The 24,201-nt window shown below is 67.0% G+C and carries 29 protein-coding genes; 16 read left to right on the top strand and 13 right to left on the bottom strand.

Annotated elements, in window-relative coordinates; translation table 11 throughout:
- Window positions 1–66: 66 nt before the first annotated feature.
- Both D0C15_RS23965 and D0C15_RS23960 read right to left on the bottom strand, forming a co-directional pair.
- Window positions 67–579, bottom strand: coding sequence for an SRPBCC family protein (locus tag D0C15_RS23965; protein ID WP_116049574.1), 513 nt, complete (start codon window positions 577–579; stop codon window positions 67–69).
- Window positions 576–908 (bottom strand): ArsR/SmtB family transcription factor, encoded by a 333-nt coding sequence (locus tag D0C15_RS23960; RefSeq protein WP_116049571.1) that lies wholly within the window; start codon window positions 906–908, stop codon window positions 576–578. The genes D0C15_RS23965 and D0C15_RS23960 overlap by 4 nt, the downstream gene beginning before the upstream one ends.
- 164 nt (window positions 909–1,072) lie before the next feature.
- On the opposite strand from D0C15_RS23960, the gene D0C15_RS23955 reads away from it, so the two are divergent.
- From D0C15_RS23955 to D0C15_RS23945, 3 genes are all read left to right on the top strand, one after another.
- Entirely contained in the window at window positions 1,073–1,348 is a 276-nt protein-coding gene (locus D0C15_RS23955) for a GlsB/YeaQ/YmgE family stress response membrane protein (protein WP_116049569.1), read from the top strand.
- A gap of 126 nt (window positions 1,349–1,474) precedes the next feature.
- Window positions 1,475–1,771, top strand: a complete 297-nt coding sequence (locus tag D0C15_RS23950) for a GlsB/YeaQ/YmgE family stress response membrane protein (RefSeq protein WP_116049567.1) — start codon at window positions 1,475–1,477, stop codon at window positions 1,769–1,771.
- A 94-nt stretch (window positions 1,772–1,865) separates the two neighbouring features.
- On the top strand, window positions 1,866–2,582 hold the full coding sequence (locus tag D0C15_RS23945) for a leucine-rich repeat domain-containing protein (protein ID WP_425455417.1): 717 nt from the start codon (window positions 1,866–1,868) through the stop codon (window positions 2,580–2,582).
- Window positions 2,583–2,634: 52 nt separating this feature from the next.
- Here D0C15_RS23945 and D0C15_RS23940 read toward each other — a convergent pair whose 3' ends face one another.
- From D0C15_RS23940 to D0C15_RS23915, 6 genes are all read right to left on the bottom strand, one after another.
- Window positions 2,635–4,557, bottom strand: a complete 1,923-nt coding sequence (locus tag D0C15_RS23940; RefSeq protein WP_116049563.1) for a VanW family protein — start codon at window positions 4,555–4,557, stop codon at window positions 2,635–2,637.
- A 21-nt stretch (window positions 4,558–4,578) separates the two neighbouring features.
- Window positions 4,579–4,872 carry a GroES family chaperonin gene (locus D0C15_RS23935; protein ID WP_116049607.1) on the bottom strand — a complete coding sequence of 98 codons (294 nt, stop codon included), beginning with the start codon at window positions 4,870–4,872 and terminating at the stop codon, window positions 4,579–4,581.
- Window positions 4,873–4,939: 67 nt separating this feature from the next.
- Complete coding sequence (locus D0C15_RS23930) at window positions 4,940–6,751, bottom strand: NHL domain-containing thioredoxin family protein (RefSeq protein ID WP_116049560.1); 1,812 nt, start codon at window positions 6,749–6,751, stop codon at window positions 4,940–4,942.
- Between the two features lie 72 nt (window positions 6,752–6,823).
- Window positions 6,824–7,003, bottom strand: a complete 180-nt coding sequence (locus tag D0C15_RS23925; RefSeq protein ID WP_116049558.1) for a hypothetical protein — start codon at window positions 7,001–7,003, stop codon at window positions 6,824–6,826.
- A 91-nt stretch (window positions 7,004–7,094) separates the two neighbouring features.
- Window positions 7,095–7,559 carry an SRPBCC family protein gene (locus tag D0C15_RS23920; RefSeq protein WP_116049555.1) on the bottom strand — a complete coding sequence of 155 codons (465 nt, stop codon included), beginning with the start codon at window positions 7,557–7,559 and terminating at the stop codon, window positions 7,095–7,097.
- A 36-nt stretch (window positions 7,560–7,595) separates the two neighbouring features.
- A complete protein-coding gene (locus D0C15_RS23915) occupies window positions 7,596–9,959 on the bottom strand; it encodes a translocation/assembly module TamB domain-containing protein (protein ID WP_116049552.1) in 2,364 nt (787 codons plus the stop codon).
- 294 nt (window positions 9,960–10,253) lie between these two features.
- Between D0C15_RS23915 and D0C15_RS23910 the strand changes: the two genes are divergently transcribed.
- From D0C15_RS23910 to D0C15_RS23895, 4 genes are read left to right on the top strand one after another with little or no spacing between them, the layout of a single operon-like run.
- The gene (locus D0C15_RS23910; protein WP_245976161.1) at window positions 10,254–10,778 is read left to right on the top strand and encodes a hypothetical protein; all 525 of its coding nucleotides are present in this window, start codon (window positions 10,254–10,256) and stop codon (window positions 10,776–10,778) included.
- Window positions 10,779–11,408, top strand: coding sequence for a DUF3558 domain-containing protein (locus D0C15_RS23905; protein WP_116049548.1), 630 nt, complete (start codon window positions 10,779–10,781; stop codon window positions 11,406–11,408).
- Entirely contained in the window at window positions 11,408–12,706 is a 1,299-nt protein-coding gene (locus tag D0C15_RS23900; RefSeq protein WP_116049546.1) for a hypothetical protein, read from the top strand. The genes D0C15_RS23905 and D0C15_RS23900 overlap by 1 nt, the downstream gene beginning before the upstream one ends.
- 16 nt (window positions 12,707–12,722) lie before the next feature.
- Entirely contained in the window at window positions 12,723–13,463 is a 741-nt protein-coding gene (locus D0C15_RS23895; RefSeq protein ID WP_116049544.1) for an ESX secretion-associated protein EspG, read from the top strand.
- Window position 13,464: 1 nt separating this feature from the next.
- Here the strand turns inward: D0C15_RS23895 and D0C15_RS23890 are convergent, their stop codons facing one another.
- Both D0C15_RS23890 and D0C15_RS23885 read right to left on the bottom strand, forming a co-directional pair.
- The gene (locus D0C15_RS23890; protein ID WP_162830228.1) at window positions 13,465–14,049 is read right to left on the bottom strand and encodes a hypothetical protein; all 585 of its coding nucleotides are present in this window, start codon (window positions 14,047–14,049) and stop codon (window positions 13,465–13,467) included.
- Between the two features lie 19 nt (window positions 14,050–14,068).
- Complete coding sequence (locus tag D0C15_RS23885; RefSeq protein ID WP_245976160.1) at window positions 14,069–14,425, bottom strand: hypothetical protein; 357 nt, start codon at window positions 14,423–14,425, stop codon at window positions 14,069–14,071.
- A gap of 86 nt (window positions 14,426–14,511) precedes the next feature.
- Here D0C15_RS23885 and D0C15_RS23880 point away from each other — a divergent pair, with 86 nt between their 5' ends.
- The 4 genes from D0C15_RS23880 (at window position 14,512) to D0C15_RS23860 (ending at window position 16,791) form a co-directional block, all read left to right on the top strand.
- Window positions 14,512–15,351, top strand: coding sequence for a helix-turn-helix domain-containing protein (locus tag D0C15_RS23880; protein ID WP_116049539.1), 840 nt, complete (start codon window positions 14,512–14,514; stop codon window positions 15,349–15,351).
- A gap of 4 nt (window positions 15,352–15,355) precedes the next feature.
- Window positions 15,356–15,547 carry a DUF397 domain-containing protein gene (locus tag D0C15_RS23875; RefSeq protein WP_116049537.1) on the top strand — a complete coding sequence of 64 codons (192 nt, stop codon included), beginning with the start codon at window positions 15,356–15,358 and terminating at the stop codon, window positions 15,545–15,547.
- A 69-nt stretch (window positions 15,548–15,616) separates the two neighbouring features.
- A complete protein-coding gene (locus D0C15_RS23870; protein ID WP_245976158.1) occupies window positions 15,617–16,066 on the top strand; it encodes a hypothetical protein in 450 nt (149 codons plus the stop codon).
- A gap of 311 nt (window positions 16,067–16,377) precedes the next feature.
- A complete protein-coding gene (locus D0C15_RS23860; protein WP_162830227.1) occupies window positions 16,378–16,791 on the top strand; it encodes a hypothetical protein in 414 nt (137 codons plus the stop codon).
- Window positions 16,792–16,939: 148 nt separating this feature from the next.
- On the opposite strand, the gene D0C15_RS23855 is transcribed toward D0C15_RS23860, so the two are convergent.
- The 3 genes from D0C15_RS23855 to D0C15_RS23845 form a co-directional block, all read right to left on the bottom strand.
- Window positions 16,940–17,695, bottom strand: a complete 756-nt coding sequence (locus D0C15_RS23855; protein ID WP_116049529.1) for an amino acid ABC transporter ATP-binding protein — start codon at window positions 17,693–17,695, stop codon at window positions 16,940–16,942.
- 150 nt (window positions 17,696–17,845) lie between these two features.
- Window positions 17,846–18,655 (bottom strand): amino acid ABC transporter permease, encoded by an 810-nt coding sequence (locus tag D0C15_RS23850; RefSeq protein ID WP_116049526.1) that lies wholly within the window; start codon window positions 18,653–18,655, stop codon window positions 17,846–17,848.
- 36 nt (window positions 18,656–18,691) lie between these two features.
- Complete coding sequence (locus D0C15_RS23845) at window positions 18,692–19,513, bottom strand: basic amino acid ABC transporter substrate-binding protein (RefSeq protein WP_116049524.1); 822 nt, start codon at window positions 19,511–19,513, stop codon at window positions 18,692–18,694.
- A 145-nt stretch (window positions 19,514–19,658) separates the two neighbouring features.
- On the opposite strand from D0C15_RS23845, the gene D0C15_RS23840 reads away from it, so the two are divergent.
- From D0C15_RS23840 to D0C15_RS23820, 5 genes are read left to right on the top strand one after another with little or no spacing between them, the layout of a single operon-like run.
- Complete coding sequence (locus D0C15_RS23840; RefSeq protein ID WP_116049521.1) at window positions 19,659–20,420, top strand: hypothetical protein; 762 nt, start codon at window positions 19,659–19,661, stop codon at window positions 20,418–20,420.
- Window positions 20,399–20,686 (top strand): hypothetical protein, encoded by a 288-nt coding sequence (locus tag D0C15_RS23835; RefSeq protein WP_162830226.1) that lies wholly within the window; start codon window positions 20,399–20,401, stop codon window positions 20,684–20,686. Before D0C15_RS23840 ends, D0C15_RS23835 begins: the two co-directional genes overlap by 22 nt.
- Window positions 20,687–20,692: 6 nt before the next feature.
- The gene (locus D0C15_RS23830) at window positions 20,693–22,357 is read left to right on the top strand and encodes a circularly permuted type 2 ATP-grasp protein (RefSeq protein ID WP_116049516.1); all 1,665 of its coding nucleotides are present in this window, start codon (window positions 20,693–20,695) and stop codon (window positions 22,355–22,357) included.
- A 10-nt stretch (window positions 22,358–22,367) separates the two neighbouring features.
- Window positions 22,368–23,315 (top strand): alpha-E domain-containing protein, encoded by a 948-nt coding sequence (locus tag D0C15_RS23825; RefSeq protein WP_116049514.1) that lies wholly within the window; start codon window positions 22,368–22,370, stop codon window positions 23,313–23,315.
- Entirely contained in the window at window positions 23,315–24,169 is an 855-nt protein-coding gene (locus tag D0C15_RS23820) for a transglutaminase family protein (protein WP_116049512.1), read from the top strand. The genes D0C15_RS23825 and D0C15_RS23820 overlap by 1 nt, the downstream gene beginning before the upstream one ends.
- Window positions 24,170–24,201 lie beyond the last annotated feature (32 nt).

The raw sequence follows: 24,201 nt of genomic DNA, 5'->3' as shown, positions 1-24,201 counted from the left end.
TTCACGATGGCCGCTTCGGGCATACCGCTCGGAGCGGCCATCGTGCTGTACGGGGCATGTGCTCGGTCAGGCGTAGGCGGGAGCGACCTCGTCGTAGCGGGTCGACCAGAGGGGGACTGGCTCGCCTGCCAGTTGGGCCTCCAGGCGGTCCAGGTAGGCGTGGGTGCCCGGGATGAAGCCCTTCGCGTTGCGGGCAGACAGCCCGGAGTGCGTGAACGTCAGGATCGTCGCCTCGCCGTCGGCGACCAGTTCGTAGCGAACCACGCTCTCCTCGACGATCCGCTGGTTCCACTCGTGCTCGAGCACGGCGGTGCGACCGGCCGCGGGTGGTTCCCAGACGAGGATCCTGCCGGTCATGCGCTTGACGTCCGGCGGGACGGGTGGCTCGCTCGGCAGCATCTCGATCATGCCGCCCCGGCGGGGTTCCATCGTGGTTTCACCGAACCAGCTCGCGCGCTGGTCCGGATCGGTCAGTGCCGCCCAGACGGCTTCGATCGGATAGGGCACACGGCGCCGGAACGACATCGTGGCGCGGTCGCCGTCAATGTGCAGGTTCCCGTTGCGGGGATACTCGGTCATGACTTCTCCGTTTTCTGCTCCGGTCGGTACGTGTCCGCGAGGTGCCGCTCGATGGCGTCGAGGTGGCCGGGCCAGTAGCGCCGGTACCGGCTGATCCAGTCGTCGATCTCGACGAGCCCGTCCGCCCGCAGGGCGTAGATGCGCCGCTGCCCGTCGGGCCGCATCTCGACCAGTCCCACCTCACGCAGGATCCGCAGATGCCGCGACACAGCGGGCTGAGTGAGCTCGGGCAGGCTCGCCACCAGCTCACCGGCGGCCCGCTCTCCTTCGGCGAGCAGGTCGAGCAGTGCCCGTCGGTGCGGCTCGGCCACCGCTTCGAAAACATCCACGGCAGTTATATTACGGATGACGTATATAAGCACAAGTATATATAAGTACTCCGCGTCAAACTCGATCGTCGAAGCGTTTGATGGTGGAGACCCGAGGTAACCCCCTCGCTACAGGCGGGCGGTTACCGGCAGGGCCGCCCGGACATGTCGGCAGAGGAGAAACGATGACCGTCACCGGAATCATCACCGCGATCGTGGTCGGCCTGATCCTGGGCGTACTCGGCAGGGCTGTGGCTCCCGGCAAGCAGGGCATCCCGATCTGGCTCACGATCGTGGTCGGCATCGCGGCCGCGTTCATCGGCACCTGGATCGCGCGTGGCATCGGCTATGCCGAAAGCGACGGCTTCGACTGGCTCGAGCTCGTCACGCAGATCGTCCTGGCGGCTGTCGGCGTGACCCTCGTGGCGGGAATCTACGGGCGCAGGTCCATCAGCCACTGACCCCAGTCGTCACCGAGGCCCCGATCGGGTATCACCCGGTCGCGGGTATCCGGAGGCGACCTGCGGGACTTGGTGCCACGCTTCTACACCTGACGTGCTCAGGCAGAATCGGCAGAAGGAGAAGGCATGCTTGGCGGAATCTGGGGCATTATCACGACGATTGTGGTCGGCCTGATCCTCGGTGTGATCGGCCGAATGCTCGCCAAGGGCGATCAAAAGATCCCGATGTGGCTCACCATCCTCGTCGGCATCATCGCCGCGTTCATCGGCAACTGGCTGGCCGGGCTGTTCGGAGTCGAAAACACCGACGGCATCGACTGGATCCGCCATGCCTTCCAGGTGGGCGCGGCCGTTATCGGTGTCATCGCCGCCGCGGCGGCCTACCCGAAGATCGCGGGTGGACGGACGGCGCACAGGTCCTAGCCCCCGCTACCGGTAGGTTCCTGCCGTGCACAACGGCTGGCTGGATCTCACCGGGACCGAACTGACCGAACCACCCGAGGTCGAGCCGGACGGACTGGTCCGGCTCGACCTCGATCGCAACAGCCTCACCACGCTGCCGGACCGACTGGCCGGCGCAAGCAAACTCGAACACCTCAGCGTCTACGCCAACGAACTCGAGACCGTTCCCGCCTGGCTGTGGGACCTGCGCGAGCTACGCGTACTCAACCTCGCCGACAACCGCCTGAGCAGCATTCCGCCCGAGATCGGCAGGTTGAACCGGCTGCACACCCTCGATATCGGGCACAACGCGCTGACCCGGCTGCCCGACGAACTCGGCGAGCTGACCGAGCTGACGGACTACCTCTACCTCGCCGACAACCGGCTCACCGAACTCCCGGAAAGCCTCTGCGGCCTGGATCGGCTGCGCTACCTGGGTGCCACGGACAACGCCTTCACCGAACTGCCGTCCGGCCTCGGCCGCATGCGCGCACTACGCGAGCTGCGCCTGCAGCACAACAAGATCAGCACGCTGCCGGAGTCGATCGGCGAACTCGATGCGCTGCGCGAGTTGCACCTGCGCGGCAACCGGATCAGCCGGCTGCCGGACGCCGTCGCCGGACTGGCCGACCTCCGCCTGCTGGATCTGCGGGACAACGGGCTGACGGAGTTGTCCAGCGCGCTACTGGAACTCCCCCGGCTCGACAAACTGGACCTGCGCTGGAACAAGCAGCTGCGGACACCGTCCTGGCTGGGTGAGCTGGAGGAACGAGGCTGCGTCGTCCTGCGGTAAACGGTTTGTCCGCGAAACCCCGCTGCACGCCACCGCCACCGCGACCTCAGCGCTAGCGGCAGTAGACGGCGGGTTTCGCGGCATAACGCACGTTCCGGGTCTCCCGGCGCACCTCGGCGCCCGTCTCGAGGTCGTAGAAGATCCGGGTGTCCGAGATGCTGAACCCCGGAGTTCCCGGCTCCGGCGTGCAGTCCGGTTGTGTCCCGAGCCGAATCCCCGGCGGGGTCACCTCCGTGCGCGGACCCGTGCTGCTCTCGACACGGAAGCGTTTGGTGCCCCAGATACGGACGGTCACCGAACCTCCGGAGACCTCGGACTGAATCGCGATCCCCGTGTCACCGTCGTTCGTGAAGGCCAGGTCGACCACCGAGCCGTCCTCGGCGAGGGAACGCGCGTCCCGGGCGACCGGATAGCGGTCGAAGTACTGCACGTGCTCGGTGTGCCCCGCATCCTTCAACCCGGCGAAGTACGCCGCGTTGTACAACGTGGTGGTGAACTGTGAGACACCGCCGCCGATCACTCTCGGGCCGCTGCCGTCCTCGAAGACGGGCGCGGTGACGTACCCCTGCGACGCCGTACGCGGCCCGGTGTGACCCTCGAGGCTGAAGGTGGCCCCCGGTTCGATGATCGCGCCGTCGACCTCCCGGGCGATCGCGGCGACATTTCGCGCTACGTCACCATCGAAGCCGGTGGTGCTGAACTCGCCGATGACCTCCTTGATCCCGAACTTCTCGGCATCCTCGGTGGTGACCTCTGGCTGTTCGACGTCGTAGACGACGCGCAGGCCGGGACGCTCCGGATTCCTCGCGACCTCGACGAACGGCGCCAGGGTCTTCTCCCAGTTGATCGACCGGCCCGGCTCGGACGGCCGCACGGTCGGCCTGTCCTCGGTGAAGACGATCTGCGCGTTCTTGCCGGGCACCTCGGTCGCCGCGAGCTGGGGCTGCAGCACGTCGCGCAACTCGGACTGGTCGAGCTGCACCTGCAGGCTGCCGTCGTCCTGGGCGGCGAAGCGCAGTGCCGCCCCGACCACGCTCGGCTTGAGCACCGCTTCTCCGCCCTCACCGCGGACCGGAACCGGGCCGGCCAGCATCGGGTTGACCACGCCGTCCAGCGCTGCCCGCACCCCGGCCGCGGTCGCTTTGGGCGGGGTGACCGTTACCGGTATTTCCACGCCCGCACCCAGCCACCCGTCGCGCACCAACTTGGCGGCGGTGTCGAGATCACGGACCTGCTGGCCCTGCCTGGGTTCCACAGCGGCCGCCTGTACGAGGCCGTCGGTGCCCGGCACATCCTCGATCCGGATCGTTCCCTCGATGAGCGGATGGTCGAGCTGCGTCTCGGCGAGTTCGGCCACCGCAGCGCGCAGGGTGTCCGGATCGGCGGTCGTCAGCACCCCCACCTCGCGGGTGGTGAAGAGCGACGCCACGCGGGTGACCGGGTCCAGGGGCTGGTTCCCGGCCTGCTCGAGTGTTCCCGGCCAGTCCAGGCCGAGGCCGGCTTCGACGGGATCGAGTTCGGTCTCTACATCACCGGCGAGCACCGGCACCGGCTCGACGAGCCGGGGTTCGAGCAGACGACGCAGCTTGGACTCGGCCTTGTTGCGCTCCATCCCGCCGACGTCGACGCCCGCGACCGTCACACCGCGCGGCACGTCGCCGACGGTCAGCACCAGATCGACCGTGTAGAGCAGCGCGAGCAGGGCGACGGTTCCGCCGGCGACCATCAGCGTCCTGCCGAGGCCACGGCGGAACCGGCCTGCCGGTGTGGGCGGCGGGATCACGACGGGACCGGCGTCCAACAGCTCCTCGACGAGGTCGTCGCCGGGGCCCGGATCAGTGGCGTCCACGCGGTCGACGCCGGGAGAGTCGGCCCAGGGATCGAGGGGGGCGGCCGTAACCGCAGGCATCTCGCCCGTTCGGGCGGCAGGCTGCGGGTCGGGGTCCCAGTCCGGCCAGTAATGCTCGTCCCGCACGCGCCCCTCCGACCTGTGTGGCTACAAGTACAGCCCTGTGCCGTGTTCCGTGCGCTCGCTCGCCATCGCGTGGATGTCGCGCTCACGCATCACCAGGTAAGCCTCACCCTGGATCTCGACCTCGTGCTGCTCCTCGGGGTTGAACAGCACGCGGTCACCGACCTTCACGTTCCGTACATTATTGCCTACACCCAGCACATCGCCCCAGTTGAGACGGCGCGCCACCTGCGCTGTTGCGGGAATGACGATGCCGCCGCTACTGCGCCGCTCACCGTCGTCACCCGACATCCGGACCAGTACCCGGTCGTGCAGCATCTGGATCTCGAGCTTCACGTCGGTTCTGGCCGCCCTTTCGTGGTCTGACACGGGCTCATATTAACCGTCACTCCCCTGCCGGACCGGCCATGACGAGGTGCAACTTTTGCTCACCCTGCGCCTCGAGACGAACAGGAACACCCCAGTCCTGCCTGGTAACCCGGCAAACCGGGTGCTCGGCGTCGCTGTCGCAGCTCGCGGCCTGCGCGACGACCTGCAGCACACCTTCGCCGTGGCCTTCGGCGAGGCGCAGCGTGCGCGTGAGGTCGGTGCCCACCCCGGCCCCCTCGGCCAGCAACTCGGGTGGGGACGCGCTCACCTCGAGCCGGGTGGACGGGCCGTACCTGTCATCGAGCTTCTCCCCTGGCGGAGGCACGAAGACGACCGTGAACTCGAGTTCTCCCGGCGCGAGCACGGTCGGCGGGCGGCGTACGGCGTGTGCCTCGCCACTGATCGTGTCGACGCTGCCCGAGGGCAGAGGCCGTAACCGGTGCGCGGCGGACTCGACCACGAGCACGTCGGTTCCCCGGACCAGCAGCCCGGAGGGCTCGGCGAAATCCGCGGCGAGTGTGCTGACCTCCTCGGTCGCGGGTTCGTAGCGACGGATGGCGCCGTTGTAGGTGTCGGCGACGGCGACCGATCCGTCGGGCAGTGCGGCGACGCCGAGCGGGTGCTGCAGCAGGGCCTCGGCCGCGGGTCCGTCGGCGTGCCCGAAGGAGAAGAGGTCGACACCGATCGCGGTACGCACGGTGAAGGTGTCGCCCTCGGGCTCGATCCAGCGCAGGGCCGAGGTCTCGGCGTCGGCCAGCCAGAGCCGGTCGGCGGTGGCGGCGAGCCCGGAGGTCTGCGCGAAGAAGGCCTCGGTGACCACGCCGTCCCGCAGGCCCTCGACCGTCGTCCCCGCGAACCGGGACATCCGGCCGGTCAGCGGGTCGAAGAGGCCGAGGGTGTGATTGCCGGCCATCGCCACGACCACACCCGCCGCGGGTTCCCACCAGGTGAGGTCCCACGGGCTGGTGAGGTCGAGTGCGGTCCCGTCGCCGTCGACCGGGCCGTCCCGCCACTGCTCACCGGTGCCCGCGACCGTCCGGACGGTGCCGGAGTCCAGGTCGAGACCACGCAGCCGGTGCCCTGCTGTGTCGGCGACGAGCACGTCGTAGCCGACCCGCTCGGCGATTTCCCGCGGCAGGACGGCGAGCCCGGAGGGCTCGGCGAAACTGGCCTCCTGCGCGGTTCCGTCGGCTCCGCCGCGGACGCCACTGCCGAACCGGCGCAGCACGGTCGTCGTATCAGGAGCCAATTCGGCGATCGAATGGTTCCCGGTGTCGGCGACGAGCAACGTCTCGCTCGGTGTGAGTACAGCTTTGCCAGGGAACCGCAGGTCACCGACGTGTTCCTCGGCAGGCACGTACGGACTGCCGCCGCGGCGCAGAGTGCCCTTCGCCTCGTGGGTCTCGACCAGCTCGGAGAGCACCCGCCGCAATGCCCCGGCGTGCCCCTCGCCCGCCGCGACGTGCACGACGTAGCCCTCCGGGTCGACGACCACCAGGGTCGGCCAGGCCTTGACGGCGTACTGCTGCCAGGTGACCAGGTCCGGATCGTTGAGTACCGGATGGTGCACCTCGTACCGGCGCACGGCCGCCTCGATCGCGGCGGCCTCGCCCTCGTGCAGGAACTTGGGGGAGTGCACGCCGATGGTCACCAGCACGTCGGCGAACTCCTCCTCCAGCGGCCGGAGTTCGTCGAGCACATGCAGGCAGTTGATGCACCCTGAGGTCCAGAAGTCGAGCAGGACGATGCGGCCGCGGAGTTCGGCCAGCCGGATCCGCTCGCCGCCGGTGTTGAGCCAGATGTCGCCGGTGAGTTCAGGGGCGCGCACGCGCGCTTGTGGTCGTACGGAAGTCACGTCCGGAGTCAACCAGTACTCCGGCCGTGGTGTTCCCTGCCTGCCTCAGGGCGCGGAGGGGACCGTGCCGGTTGCTTCCGGGGTCTTGGTGACCGTGTCCGTCGACTGCGTGGTTGTGGCCGGAGCCGTCCTGGCCTGCGGGACCTGGTGCTGGCCGCAGCCCGCGCCAAGGCCAACAAGGGTGACGACGAACACGAGCCCGACGACGTGACGTGTGAAGTGCATGGAGCAGCCCGAGTCTCTACGTGGTTCGAGTCACCGAGCGGTGACAGCACGTAGATCGCGAGCTTCCGGTAATCCGTTACCGAGTACTCGATCAGCGGGTTTCGGCCTTGTCCTTCAGCCTGCGCAAGGTGGTGGCGATATTGCGCTGGTTGTGCTCGTCGCGATCGAATACGCCGGTCGCCGTCGAGGTCGGCAGTTTGAGCCAGCCCGGCCGGTTGTCCCAGGTGCTCTCGGTGACCACACAGCCGTCACCGTTCTGCTCGATGTCGTACTGCCACCTGGAGATCGGCAGGCGCGCGAAGGTGACCTCGAAAGCGAATCGCTCGGCCGCGGCCGCCTCGGTGATGGTGGCGAGGGTGCTCCACCGGCGAAGACCACGCTGGTTGCCGCCGCGGAAGCGGGCCCCGATCTGAGCGTGGGTGGCGCCGTCCAGCCAGCGGAAGGTGGAGTACTCCTCGGCCAGTTCCGCGAGCATCGCCGGATCGCTGACCAGGGCGTAGACGTCGTCGGCCGAGGCGTTGATCTCGATGCGGCCGGTGGCATTGGGTTGGTTCACATACCTACAGTATGGAACCGGTCAATACCCCGAAGCTCAGTTGCGGCGCAACATCCGGGTGACACCAGCGGCGACCGTGGTCGCCAGGATCCAGCCCGTGGCGGTGAATCCGGTGGCCACCCATTTGTCCATTCCGCTCATGTACCACCGGCCCTTGTTGCCGAAGTCGACGATCGGCACCAGGAGGTCGACGGTGTAGAGCACCGGATTCCAGTCGAGGCCGGTGTCGTCGGCGTTGACCGCGCAGCGGGTCTCGGTGATCCGCTGCAGGTCGGGCACTCCCGCGCAGTTGTCGGGTCGCAGCCAGAACCACAGGCTGCCCGCGACCAGGAGTACGAGCAGCCAGCCGAGTGCCCGGACGGAGCGGTAGCCGTAACCGACCATCCACCGCTGCAACAGACTCCACAGGCGAACGGCGGGGCCGAGGGTGCGATAGCCGCGAGCGAGGGAGTCGTAGCGGAACTGCTGCTTCTTGAAGAGCACGGTGGCGGCGTGTTCTTCGTTGCCGCTGGCCCTCAGCATCGCGGCGAGCTGGTCGTACGGACCCGGCCGGTAGCCGTCCATGGCGTTGCTCAACAACACGATGCGCCGCTCGACGACGTCGTCGGCGCGCAGGGAGATGGGCTCGGTCAGGGCGTCGTAGCGGAACTCCTCCAGCTCGATGCCGTCTCGGGCCTGCCAGAAGTGTTCGTTGTCCGCCAGCGACGCGCAGTGCGCGCGGCGCAGCATCACGCGGCCATCAGGAGGGCTCGTGGGATTCAGCAGGAACTCGTCGGCGCTGACGTCACTCGCGTCGAGCGCGATCTGGTGCTGGTGGGTTGAGTGCAGAGTGGCGCCGGTGATCGAGACTCGCCGCTTGACGGTGGCGCCGTCCATGTTGACCCCGCCCTCGGCCCAGAAACCTCGGTCGGCGTTCGCGGTCAACATGATGTCGCGACCGACCTGGACGGTGCGCAGATCGACGGAGAAGCTGCTGGATTTCGCCACTGCGGGACTGCTGAGCTGGGTACCGAACAGTTCGATGCTGCCACCGACGTCGACGCCCTGCAGCCGCAGGGTGCCCGCGACTGTGGAGTCGGTGAGCAGCAGGTTTCCCGCGATTCTGGAGCGGCGCGCGGACACGACATCGCGTTCGGCGTGCAGCAGTTTCACGTTCCAGGCGAGGAGGTTGCCGCCGATCTCGACGTCGGCCATGCGCACCTGCCCTTCGGCGCGCAGCCCGGTCGCCTGGACGTCACCGTTGATCGAACTGCCGTCCAGATGCAGCACCCTGTCGTAGTAGGGCTCGGCCGCCCCGCGCGGGATCCGCAGGTGCGCGCCGGCAAGGCGCAGGGAGCCACCGATTCGGGCGTTGACCATGCGCAGGGTTCCGGTGGCCACGAAGCTGTCGCTGACTTCGACGTTCCCGCTGACCTTGACGCGGTCGGCGATGAGCGCTGGCCGGGGGTCCACGTAGGGATCGGACGTACGCCAGGCGTCCACGACGATCGGGCCGTCCTGGTTGACCTCGAGCTTCGCCCCGCGCAGCACGATGTCGCTCTCGACGGTGGCGCTGGGGAGGTAGACGACGCCCTTCGCGGAGAACCGTCTTCCGTCACCGGCGCGGCCGAAGGTGTCGACCTCGCACAGCAGGCTGCCACCGATCTGCAGACCGTTGCCGTTGAGGGCGAAACCGTCCGGGTTACGCAGGGAGGCGCCGGAGAAGTTGACGTTACCGCCGGCCCGCATGCCGGGTATGCGGACTTCCCCGTGCGCCTCGAGCCGGTAGGCGAGAAACGCACCGGTGACGACGAGGCGGTCGGCCTGGATGGCCTTGCCACGCGGGTGCTCGATCCGCGTACGGGTGAGTACGACCGAGCCCTCGATGACGGCGTCGGTGAGGTTGATGGCGGCGTCGGGCACGCCCCGATCGCGATCATTGGCGCGCCGGACGGTGGTCTCGTTGTCGGCGCGACCGCCAAGCTCCACTTCGACGACACTGCGGATGAGCCGGACGTCGTTGCGGCTGCGCAGGTTGCGGGCCTTCAATCCGGGAAGCCAGCATTTGCGGAAGACGAGACCGAGAATCGTCGCCTCGCGCACATCGGGCGGATTCTCGAACCGGCAGCGTTCGAAGCGGAAGAGATACTGGAGTTCGGCGGCCCGCAATTCGAGGCGGCCGGTGATGTAGGCGTCCTCGACCTGCACGATCGGGGCGTTGCTGGCCTGCTTTCGCCAGCGGAGCAGCCCTGCGGAACCGGGTTCGAGGAACGGACGCAGCAGGTCGTCGGCCTTGACCTCGTACCTTTTGTCCGGATTCGGATCGAACGGGTCAAACGGCGGCCGGGGCGACTCGGCAGGGGGAGAGGCGTCCTCGTCGGGCTCGCCCGGCTCCCTTGCCCCGGGACGAAGAAACGCCATGACAGATCCCCTCAGTTCGGCATGCGTCCCCAGAGAAGCCGATCATGAGCGATCCTCGCAATCGGCCTAACGGAGTACAGCGGTCTGGTCGCGGTTGCGGGGTGGGACGGCGCCAGGACCGAATCCGTTCCTGAGCAGGGGTAATCCGGCAGCTTCGAGTTGTGCCGACACTGCCCCGTCCGGGCGAACGCTGTGGCACAATCAGGCCTCGCGACAGTCAGTGAGACGACGGACACGTGCTGTACGGGGGTACGGCGCACTCACCAGGCTGACCATGCAGGGGAGGGCATGATCGTGGGACAGGAACCCGGCGCCGCCGGACCGCAGGGCATGTACGACGCCGTCACCAGCCCTGGACCGGCAGCGCCTCCACCAGGCGCGCCACCACTGCCACTGTCACCTACCGGGCAGGTGCAGTACAGCCAGGGCGAGACACCGGCACCACCACCGGACTTCACGGCATTGGGTGGCCAGCAGGCCAAGGCCGACTTTGCCAGTGCGTCGGCTGGCGGCGGCTGGGAGTACGACCCGGAGGCGATGGTTCAGGTGATTCAGAACCTCGAGGATGTCGTGGAAAATGACTTAAGACGGATGGAAAAGGAAGCTGACACGATTGTCGGTATCGACCCGCCAGGACACGAGGTCGTCAGCGAAGGCTACGTCAACGACGCCAACCGCGCCGGAGCGTCCTGGAACGCACAGTTCAGCAACAACAAAACGTTCCTCAACGCTTACATCGACACACTGAAAGACATCCACGACGCCTACCAGCGTCAGGACGAAGCCGCGCTGGAAGCCCTGCGCGGGAAGGAAGCCTGAATGCGACACCGCAGTGTCAGCGCCACCGTACTGGCTTGCGCCGCCCTTATCCTCGCCAGTGGGTGTGACGACGGGAACGCCGCTGGTTCACCCACGACAGCACCACCGACACCGGCGACGCAAAGTCCATCCAATTTCGGTGCCCCGACAGTAGAGAACCCGCTCGACACCAGCAGCATCGACACCAAGCCCTGTGACGTCGCCAAGCCCGAACAAATGGAGCAACTCCCTGGAACCGTCGGCGAATCGAAGACAGAGGACACCGCAGCCAAGAGCAAGTCCTGCGCCTGGCTCTTCGACGACGAAGACCAATTCTCTCTCGGAAGTGTAACTGCGGGCACCAATCTCGAGGTCGGGGCTAACGGTTTGCGGACGTACTACAAGGCTCAGGCACAAGGCACTTTGACCGTGTTCGAGGAACTGCCACCAGTCAAGGGTTACCCCGCAGTGGCGTATGAACAAGGTGGGGAGCGCGAGGGCAAATGCGCCATGGCCGTCGGGGTCCGCGATGACCGCGTTTACTCGCTCACCGTCAGCCTACGGAAGGATCACCCGAACTACTCTGAGCCATGCACAATTGGCGCAAAGATCGCTGGGTTTGCGATTGAGTATCTGCAGGGGAGGCAATAATGGCTTACACCGCTGCGGAAATCTTCATGAAGATGAACTCCAATTGCAACACAACGCAGAGACTGGATTCGGCGCAACAAGCCTCACATCGCCTCGAGGTCGTGCATCGCGAGATGGCTCAGTCCCTGAGCACCGGTCAGAAAACCCTGAGCAAGTTCTGGAAGGGCGAGGGCGCAGATGCTACGGCAGGCGGGCTGAACCCCCTGATCAAGACTTCCACTGAAACGGCCGACAGGTTGGAGGGCGTTCGGGAGTCGATGTACGAGCAGAACTCGGCGTTTCACGAGACTCGTGGTTCGCTTCGCCCGGTCAGCACTGACCGTCCCGACGATTCCGGGTTGTTCGACTACATGTCCATCGGTGCCAGTGATGCCGAAAAGGCCGCTGCCGAGTGGGACACCAACAGCCGGCACAACATCGCTCAGTACGACGCCTACTCGCGCATTACTGAGACGAACCGTCCCCGTGTTGCCGTCGAATACACGCCGGTCGACGCCAAAGCGGACTCGGGCAATGTTGCGACTTCGCGGTCTGACTCGGTGACGCAGTCGGGCGGTAGTAGCCCTTACGTCGGTAGTGGCAGTGGGTACAACGGCCCGACGAGCGCCAGTGCCTACAGCGGCGGGACTGGGGCGCCGTTCGCGCCTGCGCCGCAGGTGCAGAGCCCGGCTCCGGCTCCGGCACCGCCACCGCAGACGCAGGTGCCACCGGCCGCCAACTGGCAGCCGCCCGGGAGCGGCACCACACCGTCGCGGACCGCTCCGACTCCACCGTCCCAGCAGCCTGGTTACCAGCCTCCCCCGCGCGGCGGCTACGGCACCAACCCGCCGCGCAACCCCGGCTTCGGCCCGCCCGGCGGCGGTGGTGGGTTCGGTCCCATCGGATCCGGCGGCGGGCCAGGATCCGGGACCGGCGGCTTCGGACCGCGCGGCAGCGGCGGCGCCGGTGGCGGAGGCTACGGCGGCGGGGCTCGTGGCTTCGGGCCGATGGGCGGAAGCGCGGGCGGTGCCGGTGGCCCGGGCGGCGGGCAGCCCGGTATGGGCCGGGGCACTGGCGCGGTCATGCCCGGCGAGAATGCCGCCGCGCGCGGTGGCGCGGCCGGGTCCGCGGGCGCGTCCGGTGGTCGTGGCGGGGGCATGATGGGCGGCCCCATGGGCGCAGGCGGACGTGGCGGCAAGGGCGGCGAGGACGAGGAGCACCAGCGCAAGATCACGCTGCCCGGCGACGACCCCGATTCCCTGTTCGGCGGCAGCTACGAACGCACGACACCACCTGTTATCGGCGAACAGAAGAACTAGAAGCCCGAGGGGGGCCATGCTGCACGACCACGTCGAGATCAGCCTGTTGTCGTACAAGACGATGCTGGAAGAGCACAATCTCGGCGAACCGCACATCACCCTCGTCGGCGGCGAGAAGTGGTACCCGGAAGACGAGCGCAGGCAGCTGCGGGACATCAGTAACGCCGAGCTGGAACGGCTCGGGCTGTCCCGCGGCGGCCGCCTCAGCCCCGGCTTCCTCGACACAGTGCAGGTGCTTCAGCGGCCGGGCACGGAGTTCTACACCTGGGCCAGTATCAACGGTTCGCACGTCACCGTGCGTACGGCAGTCAGCGGCAGAGAGGCCGTGATCGCGATCGCCAACAGCGACACGTTGTTCCTCTGGCCCGGCAGACCGGAAACAGCAGCACAAGACCTCATCGCGCAACTGCCCGACACCCCGCCGGCCAACGTCCACTCGATGTCCTGTGCCGAGGCCGACTACGAGGCCGTCGTACGCGGCAACCCGACGCACGACGGCGGCAGCGCCCGCGATGCGAAGCAGATCGCTCGTTGGCTCAAGGCGCCCCGCATCCACGTCGGCCAGTTCTACGCCGCAGTCCGCGACAGCGGTGGCGCTCGACGGCGAACCAGCAAACCGCCGTTCTGGATAGACACAGACGCGGGCCGGATCACCGCAGGCGTCGACTCCAGTGGCTGGCTGAGCCTGTCCGGCGCCGGGCCACAGGAACTCACCGCCAAGCTGTACCGCCTCGAAGCCGAACTGCGCGGACGCTAGCTCAGCCATACCTGGCCACGAGGCCGGTCGCCAACTCCTTCGCCTGCGTGGTCAGCTTCTCCTGGCTGACCAGCGAATTCCGGTACCAGACATCGGCCAGTCCGTTCCGGGTGCGCGTGGTGATCCGGATGCGGTTGTGCGGCAATCCGTCACCGAAGTCCTCGAACTCGCGGGCCATCGCCGCATCGTCCGCTCCAGGGATGTCGATCTTGGTGAACTTCTCCGGATCGAGCATTCCGTTCTCGAAGAGCTTCCGGGCGAGTCCGATCGAGGATCCATTGAAGGACGTCACGATCTCAGCCGTCACCAGCAGGGTCGGCCGCACGGGTGCACCGCCTCCCGGTGGGGTCACCGCACCCTCGAAACGCCAGATCAGGCTTCGGGAACTCGTCTTCGGTTCCGTGGCGTACCGCGCCTGATCCCCGAGCATTCCCTGCACCAGGTCCACGGTCACCGCCGGCCGGAAATCCGGCAGCACATCGAGCTGCCCGGGATCCCGTGGCGGTCCCGACGGCGTTGGCCGGGGATCTGGCGGCGGTGCCCCGCCGGAGCAGCCTGCCATTGCCAATGCGAGCAACACGCTCACCACGACCACACCTCGCACATCAGTTCCTTCCTCGGATGGCACCCGGAAGCCAGAGTTCGGTCCGATCGCGTAGCTCCAATGTCGGTGCACCGGGTGCGCCGTGTGGCGGCAGCGCCAGCAGTTCCGCGATGACGTCAGCGACCGAACCGCAGCGTTGCCACAGCGGGCCGCGCTCGGTCAGCCCGTAGTCCTCCGCCCGGTAGCGCGCCGCGATCGCCTCGTCCGCCGCGCGCACCAGGTACGTGTCGACCGCGCCCGCCAGCCACCGCTGGCCGTGAATCGCGATCACTTCGCCGCCCTTTCGCAGGTGCACGAAGTGGAACCCGCCAGCGCGGGTACGGGTGATCGCAGCCAGGTGCTCAGCCTCTCGGATCATGCTGACAATCTAAACTAGAATTTCTAGTTCGTAATTCACTCGATGGTTTGAAGCGCGAGCAGTGGTAGTTGCGAGAGGATGACGAGATGACTGCAACCGATCCTGGACCCGTGGTGCAGCGCATCCTGCTCGGCGCGGAGCTGCGTGACGCGCGCGAATCTGCCGGCCTCTCGACCGCAGACGCGACCAAAGCGCTCGGCTGGTACGCGGGCAAGCTCTCTAAGATCGAACAGGGGGACGCCAAGGTCACCGACAAGGATCTTGCGAAGGCGGTCAAGGTCTACGGGATCGTTGATGACCGAGCCGGTCGGCTTCAGCAGCTCGCGACAGACTCTCGGCGGCGGCTACCACCGGCTCGAGTGCCGGAGTGGGCGGTCAAGTACGTGAACCTGATGGCGGCCGCTCGCGAGGTGAAGATGTTCAACATCGACTGCTTCCCCGGAACCGTACAAACACCGGAGTATGCGCACGCCATGCTGTCGGAAGCCGTCATGTTCTCTCCGGCGGAGCTGGAACGGATGAGCGAGGAACGTGCCTCCCGTACCGACCGGTTCACTGCGGCGGACAACCCTCCCCGACTCTGGCTAGTGCTCGATGAAGCCGCGCTACACCGCCAGGTAGGCGGCGCGAAGGTGCTACTGAGACAGCTGGAGAAGGTTCGGGATCTCGCCAGGTTGCCAAACGTCACCGTTCAGGTAATCCCGTTCGATGGAGGTGCACATGCGTCACATGGCGTTGCCTTCTCGATCGTCAACCTGTTCGAAGGCAAGCCAGGGATCGTCTACGTGGAAAGCCTTACCGGCTCGGACTACCTCGGCCGCGAACACACCCGCGCGTATAACCTGGCCTATGACAAACTACGGGTGGCCGCGTTGAGTGAGCGGCGAACGATCGAGTTGATCGATCGGCGGATTGCCGAGTTGTAGGAGGATGCCGGTGCCGCTTCCGCAGCCCATGACCTGGCGGAAGTCGTCCCGAAGCGGCGGCGGCGAGAACTGTGTCGAAGTTGGCTGTGCGCACGGCACCCGTGCGATCCGGGACACCAAGCTCGGTGAAACGAGTCCCGTCCTGCACGTCACCGATCGTGCGTTCACCGCGTTCCTGCGTCACCTGCTCCGCTGATGACGAGCAAGTGAAGTCGAATTTCTGTGCCATGCAGGACAAGTCCGATTGGCGCGTGACGCAGTGACGGTGGTCCGTTCGACAGCACGAACCGTCGCGAACACCGGAATCGGTGTTGCTGCGGTCGTGCTGGTGGCACTTGTCTGGCTCGGGGTAGCGGCGCCCACCGGCACTCATCCGTTGTTCTACTTTGGGTTGATCTTCCTCGGTGGGGCAGCGTTGAGCTTGCTGCTCGCCGATGTGGGCGCCGCAGCCGCCGGTTCGCGAGGGCCCGCTGCCTCCCAGACCGATTTACGGTTTTTCCAGGGAATCCGCAGGCTGGTGCTTGCCATGTGGCTGTGCACTGTCGTCGCCGGCGCGCTCGGCGTCCTGGTGGTGCTCGCGATCGCGGGCGGCCGGGGCGGCACCACACCGCTGAGCACAAGCACGATGACCGTGGCATTCGTCGGGGCTGCCATCACAGTCGTCTGGGCCGGCATCACGTCGGTCGTCATGCGCCGCGTGCTACCCAGAAGTTGAAACCGGTGCACTATTGGAGCTGTGGACGTCACTTCCACTTCGCTACTCCGCCCTTCTGTCCACAGGCGCCGCCGCCGTCGAACCCCGGATTAACAACTCTGGTGCGAACAGGTACTCCCCGGACGGCGCTCCCGCACCGGTCGCCTCGTCCAGCAGCGTGCGCGCCGCACACCGCCGCAGTACAGCCTTCCTCCAGCAGCGACCACACGAGACTTGCCCACAAGGAGATCGCCGATCTGCGGCAAGCCTGTCAACCCTGCCTGCAACTTTCATGCAAGAAACGACGAAGGTGGTCGTAATAAGCTGTCTCAATGGACGCTGATCAGCCCAGTCCTGGAGTGGCGCTAACCGGCTACCTCAGGGCCACTGGGTTCGAGATCGAGGCGTGCGAACAGCCCGGCGAATACGTCGTCACCGCGTTCCGGGATACCCCGATGCCGCTGCGGCCTCGCGTGAGCCTGCCGGATGACCTGCTTGCCGAGTATCTGAGCGAGATGGAGCGCACGCCGGGCGCCACAGCGGGATTGAGCGCGTTGTCACTGACCGAGGTCCACTTGGAAGAGGCACTGAGCGCAGGCGTCGGGCAGAACCGCACGACTGCGGTCGGTGTGCGCCGCCGAAGGCGTGGGGGCGTGGAGTTCTTCTGGGAGCGTGCCCCTGCGCCATCCGCGCCGGAGTACGACGCCGCACCGGAGGAACAGGAGTGGCGCGCCGATCGGCCGTAACGACTCCTGCGCTACGGGTGGTGCAGGAGGTCTTTCGCCTCGCTTCGGCGAACGTGGCCTCTTCTCGGCACCGCTGGAGCGCCGTGGACTCCGTCTTACCGGTCGGCCGTGTGCCCAACGGCCGACCGGCGGCGGGTGCCACCTGGGGCTACTCCCCGCTGTGAATCGGGTTGAGCACCCTGGAGAGGAACTCCTGCGTACGCGGCTCCCGGGGATCGGCGATCACCTGCGTGGGCGGGCCCTGCTCGACCACCACCCCCGCGTCCATGAACAGGACCTTGTCGGCGACCTCGCGGGCGAACTGCATCTCGTGGGTGACCACGAGCATGGTCATGCCCTCGTCGGCGAGTTTGCGCATCACGCCGAGTACGTCACCGACCAGTTCGGGGTCCAGCGCGGAGGTCGGCTCGTCGAACAGCATGACCTCCGGGTCCATCGCCAGCGCCCTGGCGATGGCTGCCCGCTGCTGCTGCCCACCAGAGAGCTGCGAGGGCATCGCGTTCGCCTTCTCCGCGAGGCCGACCCGCTCCAGGTTGGTCAGCGCGACCTTCTCGGCTTCGGTCTTGCTTCGCTTCAGCACCTTGCGCTGGGCCACGGTCAGGTTGTCCAGCACGGTCAGGTGGGCGAACAGGTTGAACGACTGGAACACCATGCCGATGCCCCGACGGGCGAAGTCGAGGTCGACGTCGGGGTCGGTCAGTTCGTGCTCCCCGACGACGACCTTGCCGCCGTTGGGTTCCTCCAGCAGGTTCACGCACCTCAGCAGCGTTGACTTGCCCGAACCGGACGGCCCGATGATGCAGACCACCTGACCGCGCTCGACCTGGAGGTCGATTCCTTTGAGGACCTCCAGCTGGCCGAAGGCCTTGCGCAGCCCGGTCACATTGACGATCACGTCACTCATACCTCTTGCCTCACTCGCCGGCGGGCTGCACATCGCTCAATGCCGTACCCGACTCGCTCACGGTGCCAGTCGCTCATACCCCTTGCCTCACTCGCCGGCGGGCTGCACATCGCTCAATGCCGTACCCGACTCGCTCACGGTGCCAGTCGCTCATGCCTCGACCTCCAGGCCCTGCTGCTTCTTGCGCCCGGTCCTGCGTTCCAGGTACCGCGACAGGTAACCGAGTGGCAGCGTGATGATCAGGTAGCACAGCCCGGCAAGCAGGATCGGGGTGAGGGACTGGGTGTTGTTCAGTCCCTCACGGCCGAACTTCGCCAGCTCGTAGTCGTCCCGGAAGAGGCCGAGCAGATAGATCAACGAGGAGTCCTTCGTCAGCAGGATCAACTCGTTGGTCAACGGCGGCAGGATGATCCGGAACGCCTGCGGGATGACGATGGTGACCATCGCTCTGCCCGCGGACATTCCCAGCGACCGCGCGGCTTCCACCTGCCCGGGCGGGACCGCCTGAATACCGGCGCGCAGCGTCTCCGCGATGTAGGCCGAACCGACAAGACCCAGCGCGATCGCCGCGGTGGAGTAGATGTCGAACTGGATGCCGAACGCCAGCGGGACACCGAAGCCGAGCGCGATGAACACCAGTAGCGCCGGAACACCACGGAAGAATTCGATGTAGGCCGTGGCGATCCAGCGATACGGCCCTACCGGGGACAACTTCATCAACGCAAAGATGAGCCCGAGCGCCAGCCCGAGTGCGAATCCCAGCGCCGTGTAGATGATGGTGTTGACCAGCGCCGTCTGGATGATCCCCGGAAACTGCTGTGCGGCGGCGTCGAAATTGAAGAACGCCTTCGCGATCGTCGGCCAGTCGGCAAAGATCGCGAGCAGCAGGACAACGACCACCAGTACGGCGTACTGGGCACCACGAAACACCCGGGCGCGTTTGCGCCGCGACATACCCACGTCGTGAACTCCTAGAGAAGAGGCCGGTTATTCCGCTTACTTGGACTCCGGCTTCGTCCCGAACCACTTCTCGTAGATCTGGTCGTAGGTGCCATCACTCTTGGCCTTCGCCAGTACCTCGTTGATCTTGGCCAGCAGCGCACCATTGCCCTTACGGACCGCGATGCCGTACTCCTCACCGGTCTCGAACTCCTCGGTCACCTCGGTGTCCGGGTTGTCCTTGACGAACTGGTACATCACGAAGTTGTCGTTGATCCCGGCGTCGACCTGGCCGGTCTTCACCGCGGTCTGCAGCAGGGCGAGATCCTCGAACTGGCGGACGTTGTAGCCGAACTCGCCCTTGTGTTCCTCGCCGTAGTCCTCGCCGGTCGTGCTGAGTTGCACACCGAGAGTCTTGCCCTTGAGCTTGTCCAGGCTGTCGATCCCCGAGCCCTTCTTCACCAACAGCACCTGGTTGGCGTCGAAGTACCCTTCGGAGAAGTCCATCACCTTCTTGCGTTCGTCCTTGATCGTGATCGCGGCAGCCGCCAGATCACACTGGCCGGTCTCGAAGGACTGACCGGACTCGATGCCCTCGAACGAGGTATCGAAGATCTCCTGCTCGACGCCCAGGTCCTTGGCCACCAGGTCGACGAGGTCAACGTCGAAGCCCACGGTCTCGCCGCCCTGGGTGAACTGGAACGGCGGGTACGGCAGGTGCGTGCACGTGGTGAGCGCGCCCTCCTTGACCAGCGAGATCTCGCCCCCGGCCTCCGAGTCGCCACCGGTGTTGACTTCTTCCGCACAGCCGGCCGTGGTGACGGCCAGGGCCAGCGCGGACAGCAGGACAAACGCCCTGCGGGGGGATCGACGCGCCACGATGTCACTCCTAGTAGTTCTTACTGGCTTGAGTTCACGCATCCTGCCATCCATTGGCACCAGAACCCAGTATCGGCAAGTTACAGCACCGTTGCGACGCGCGTCGGCGGGAGAGATCCCCAGGCCCGCTGGCTAACCTCCATCCGTGCGCACGCTCTGGGGAGTCCGCTCGCTCTACCTGCTCGCGCTACTCCCGATCACCGGCGCGGCAGTTCTGGCCGTGCGGGCGCCACGGATGCACCTGCTGCTCGATCACTGGCACGTGCTGGCGAAGGTGACCGACGACGAGGGCCTGCTGCTCCCCGCAGCGCTGTTCACCTACCACCTCGATCAGCCGTTCGCGATCCCCGCGCTGCTCTTCTGGAGCGACGCGGTCCTGTTCGCCGGGGACAATCGCGTGCTCACCGTCCTCGCCGTGGTGCTGACCGCCGCGGTCGTGGCCCTGCTGCACCTGATGCTGCCAGCGAACCTGCCTGTCCCGAAGAAAGCGGCCCTCACGACGGCCTTCGCACTGCTCCTGCTGTCCCCGCACGGGGCCGAACTGTGGCTGCAGAGCACAAACGGGATCAGTTGGGTCCCCGCCTTGTTCTTCCTGGTGCTCGCCGTGGCCCTGCTCGCGCTGAGCTGGCCACGGGTCCGGACGCGCACCGTGGTGGTCGTCATCCTCGTCTCCGGTGCCACCACCCAGTTGCTGGGCTATCCGAAGATCGCCGAGGTGCGCAAGGAGTCGCACTCCAGGTGCAGGCCAGGGACGCGCTGCTCGACCTGCGCATCCAGCCCGGTGTGCTGCCCGCCGCGAAAGCGCTGGGGGCCTATCCCTTCACCGACGACTTCACCCTGGGCTGCGGGGACACCGAACTCGGCGACACCGTCGACCTCAGCTCCGTGGGAACGGCCACTGGGGTGATCGACAGTGGCCCGCCCTCGGGTGGCGCGCTGTTGCGCGGCTGGGCTGCGATGGACGGCAAACGGGCGGACTGTGTCCTGGTGGTCGATGCCACCGGCGTGGTGGTCGGCGGCGGAATCACCGGCGTCGGCCGTCCCGACGCGACCTCGGCGGCAGGCGGCGAGAGCCGGGCGGGCTGGCTCGCGGCTGCCGCACCGGGAGTAACCGAGCCGGCGGTCCTGGTGACCGCCGGGCCGAAGCTCTACCGGGTGCACGTGGCAGGGTGAGGCCCCATGAACGCCAACTCCGCGCCGAAGCTGCCGCCCTCCGGCCGCAGGGCCCGCCCCGCCAGGGCGAGGACCACCAGCAGGCCCGGTGCGCAGTTCGACGGCTACCTCGCGCCGGGACGCCCCTATCCCGGTGCCTTCGACGAGATGTTCGGTCCGGACGGCGTCGTCCGGCCGCCGTACCGCTCGCTCTACGAGTCGATCTCCACGCTCGCCGCGACCGACCTCAGCGCGCGGGCGGAAGCGCTGGATCGGGCCATGGTGGACCAGGGCATCACGTTCTCCCTGTCCGGCCAGGAGCGGCCGTTCCCGCTCGACCTGGTGCCCAGAGTCGTCGCGGCGGCGGAGTGGACCCGGCTGGAACGCGGGGTAACGCAGCGGGTCAGGGCACTGGAGGCGTTCCTCGCCGACGTCTACGGCGATGCGCAGATCCTGGCCGACAACGTGCTGCCCCGCAGGCTGATCACCTCCTGCGCGCACTTCCAGCGGGAAGCCTTCGGGGTCAACCCGCCCAACGGCGTCCGGATCCACGTGGCCGGCATCGACCTGGTTCGGGACGAGGAGGGGACGTTCCGGGTGCTGGAGGACAACCTCCGCAACCCCTCCGGTGTGTCGTACGTGATGGAGAATCGGCGGACGATGACACGGGTCTTCCCGGACCTGTTCGCCAAGCACCGGGTGCGCCCCGTCGGTGACTACGCCGCGCACCTGCTGCGCGCGCTACGGGCGGCGGCCGCACCGAACGTCGCCGACCCCGTCGTGGTCGTGCTGACCCCCGGTGTGCACAACTCGGCCTACTTCGAGCATTCGCTGCTGGCCCGGCTCATGGGCGTGGAACTGGTCGAGGGCAGGGACATGTTCTGCAGGGACAACATCGTCTACCTGCGGACCACCGAGGGCGAGCGCGCGGTGGACGTGATCTACCGCAGGATCGACGACGAGTTCCTGGACCCGGTGCACTACCGGCCGGACTCCGTGCTGGGCGTGGCCGGCGTGCTCAACGCGGCCCGCGCGGGCAACGTCGTCATCGCGAACGCGGTCGGCAACGGCGTGGGTGATGACAAGCTCGTCTACACCTACGTGCCCGAAATGATCAAGTACTACCTGGACGAGAAGCCGATTCTGCCCAATGTGGACACCTACCGGTGCTGGCACTCCGACGAACACGACTACGTGCTCTCACACCTGGATGAGCTGGTGATCAAACCGGTGGAGGGCTCAGGCGGGTACGGCATCGTGTTCGGGCCGGACGCCTCGCCGAAGGAACTCGCGGCGATCCGGCGCAAGGTCAAGGCCAACCGGCGCGGCTGGATCGCCCAGCCGGTGGTCCAGCTGTCCACGGTTCCATCCAAAGTGGATGATCGGCTCGCACCCCGGCACGTCGACCTACGGCCGTTCGCAGTCAACGACGGCAAGGAGATCTTCGTGCTGCCCGGCGGACTCAGCAGGGTCGCACTGCCGGAGGGCAGTCTCGTGGTGAACTCCTCGCAGGGCGGCGGCTCGAAGGACACCTGGGTGCTGGCGGCCCGGTCCTCGACGGCCGAACGGGAGCTGGATTCGCCCTCGCTGGCGGAGACATCTACTGTGGACGGTCTTGTCGCCGAGCAGGGACCAGAGCTGACGACGTCCCAGCAACAGCAACAACAGCAGGCAGCTAAAACACAGGCATGAGGAGGCGCCGATGCTCGCACGAAATGCCGAATCCCTGTACTGGATAGGCAGGTACGTCGAGCGTGCCGACGACACGGCGCGCATCCTCAACGTGTCCGTCCATCAGCTGCTGGAGGACGCGAGTGTCGACTCCGACTTCGCCAGCAGGCAACTGCTCGCCGTGCTGGGGATCCTGCCGGACGACCAGGGTGAACTGGATGTGTGGAAGCTGACCGAACTGGTGGCGTACTCCAAGGAGAACGCCAGTTCCATCGTCGGTTCGATCAACTCGGCACGGGAGAACACCAGGGGTGCCCGCGAGGTGGTCTCCACCGAGCTGTGGGAATGCCTCAACGCGACCTGGAACGCCGTGCCGGAACGGCAGCGCTACGCCCGCAGGGTCGGGCCGCACTCCTTCCTGTCGTTTGTGGAGGAACGCGCCGCGATGTTCGCCGGGCTCGCCGACTCCACCATGAGCCGCGACGACGGCTGGCTCTTCCTGGTGCTCGGCCGGTCGGTCGAGCGTGCGGACATGGTGGTACGCCTGCTGCTGTCCCGCGTACAGGACAAGGCTTCCTCTCCGGGCTGGGTGACGGTGCTGCGCTCGGCCGGTGCGCAGGACACCTACCTGCGGACCTACCGTGGTGCGCTGGACGCGGGCCGGGTCGTGCAGTTCCTCCTGCGCGACACACTGTTTCCCCGCTCGGTGTTCCACGCGCTGCGGCAGGCGGAGGAGTGCCTCGACCAGCTCGACCCCGAACTGCACTCGCGGACGAACGAGAAGGCCGAGGCACTGCGTCTGCTCGGGCGCGCTCGCAGCGAGCTGGAATTCCTTCGCCCCGCCGACCTGCTTGAGGAACTGCCCCGCAGGCTGAACGCGTTGCAGAGCACCATCCGCGATGTCGGTGAGGCGGTCTCCGTGCAGTACTTCCACTCCGCGCCATGGGTAGCCTGGCGAGGTACGGAGGTATCACTGTGATGACGTCGGAAGACAGCTGGCAGGTACGCGTGGTGCACAGCACCGGGTATCAGTACGCGTCGCCCGCCACGCAGTCCTACAACGAGGCACGGTTGACCCCACGGTCCGACCGGACGCAGAACGTGCTGGCGACCAGGATCGAGACGACCCCCGCCACCAGGGCCTACCGCTACACCGATTACTGGGGCACCGAGGTCACCTCGTTCGACCTGCACGCCCCGCACACCGAGTTCACCGTGCTGGCGACCTCCGTGGTCGAGACCGCTGGCGCGGCCGAACCGGTCCGGGAGGGCACCTGGAAGGACCTCCGGTCGGAGTCGGTGATCGATGAACACACCGAGTACCTGCAACCCACGAAGTACACGCCGCGCGACCGCGAGCTTGCCTCGGTGGCGCAGGCTCTGCGCAAGAGCAGGGGTCCGGCGGACACCGTGCTGGCGATCGCGAAATGGGTGCACGACCAGCTGACCTACCGCCCCGGCAGCACCGGAGTACACAGCACCGCGACCGACGCGTGGCAGGCCCGCGAGGGCGTGTGCCAGGACTACGCGCACGTCACGCTGGTGATGCTGCGCTCGATCGGCATTCCGGCCAGGTATGTCTCCGGCTACCTGCACACCCGGCCATCGGCCGCGCTCGGCGAGACCGTAGCCGGGGAGAGCCACGCGTGGGTGGACGTCTGGACCGGCGGTTGGTGGGCATACGACCCCACCAACGCGATGCCCGTCGGACCCCGGCACGTATGGGTCGCCACCGGCCGCGACTACTCCGACGTCGCACCACTCAAGGGGATCTTCACCGGCGGCGCGGGCTCCACCCCAGAGGTGTCGGTGCAGCTGACCCGCCTCGCCTGAACGAGTCGCGCGTCACGCCTTGGCAGCAAACC

It is taken from the genome of Amycolatopsis palatopharyngis, assembly GCF_003385185.1.
Classification (GTDB): Bacteria; Actinomycetota; Actinomycetes; order Mycobacteriales; family Pseudonocardiaceae; genus Amycolatopsis; species Amycolatopsis palatopharyngis.
This window is presented reverse-complemented; position numbering and strand designations above follow the sequence as displayed.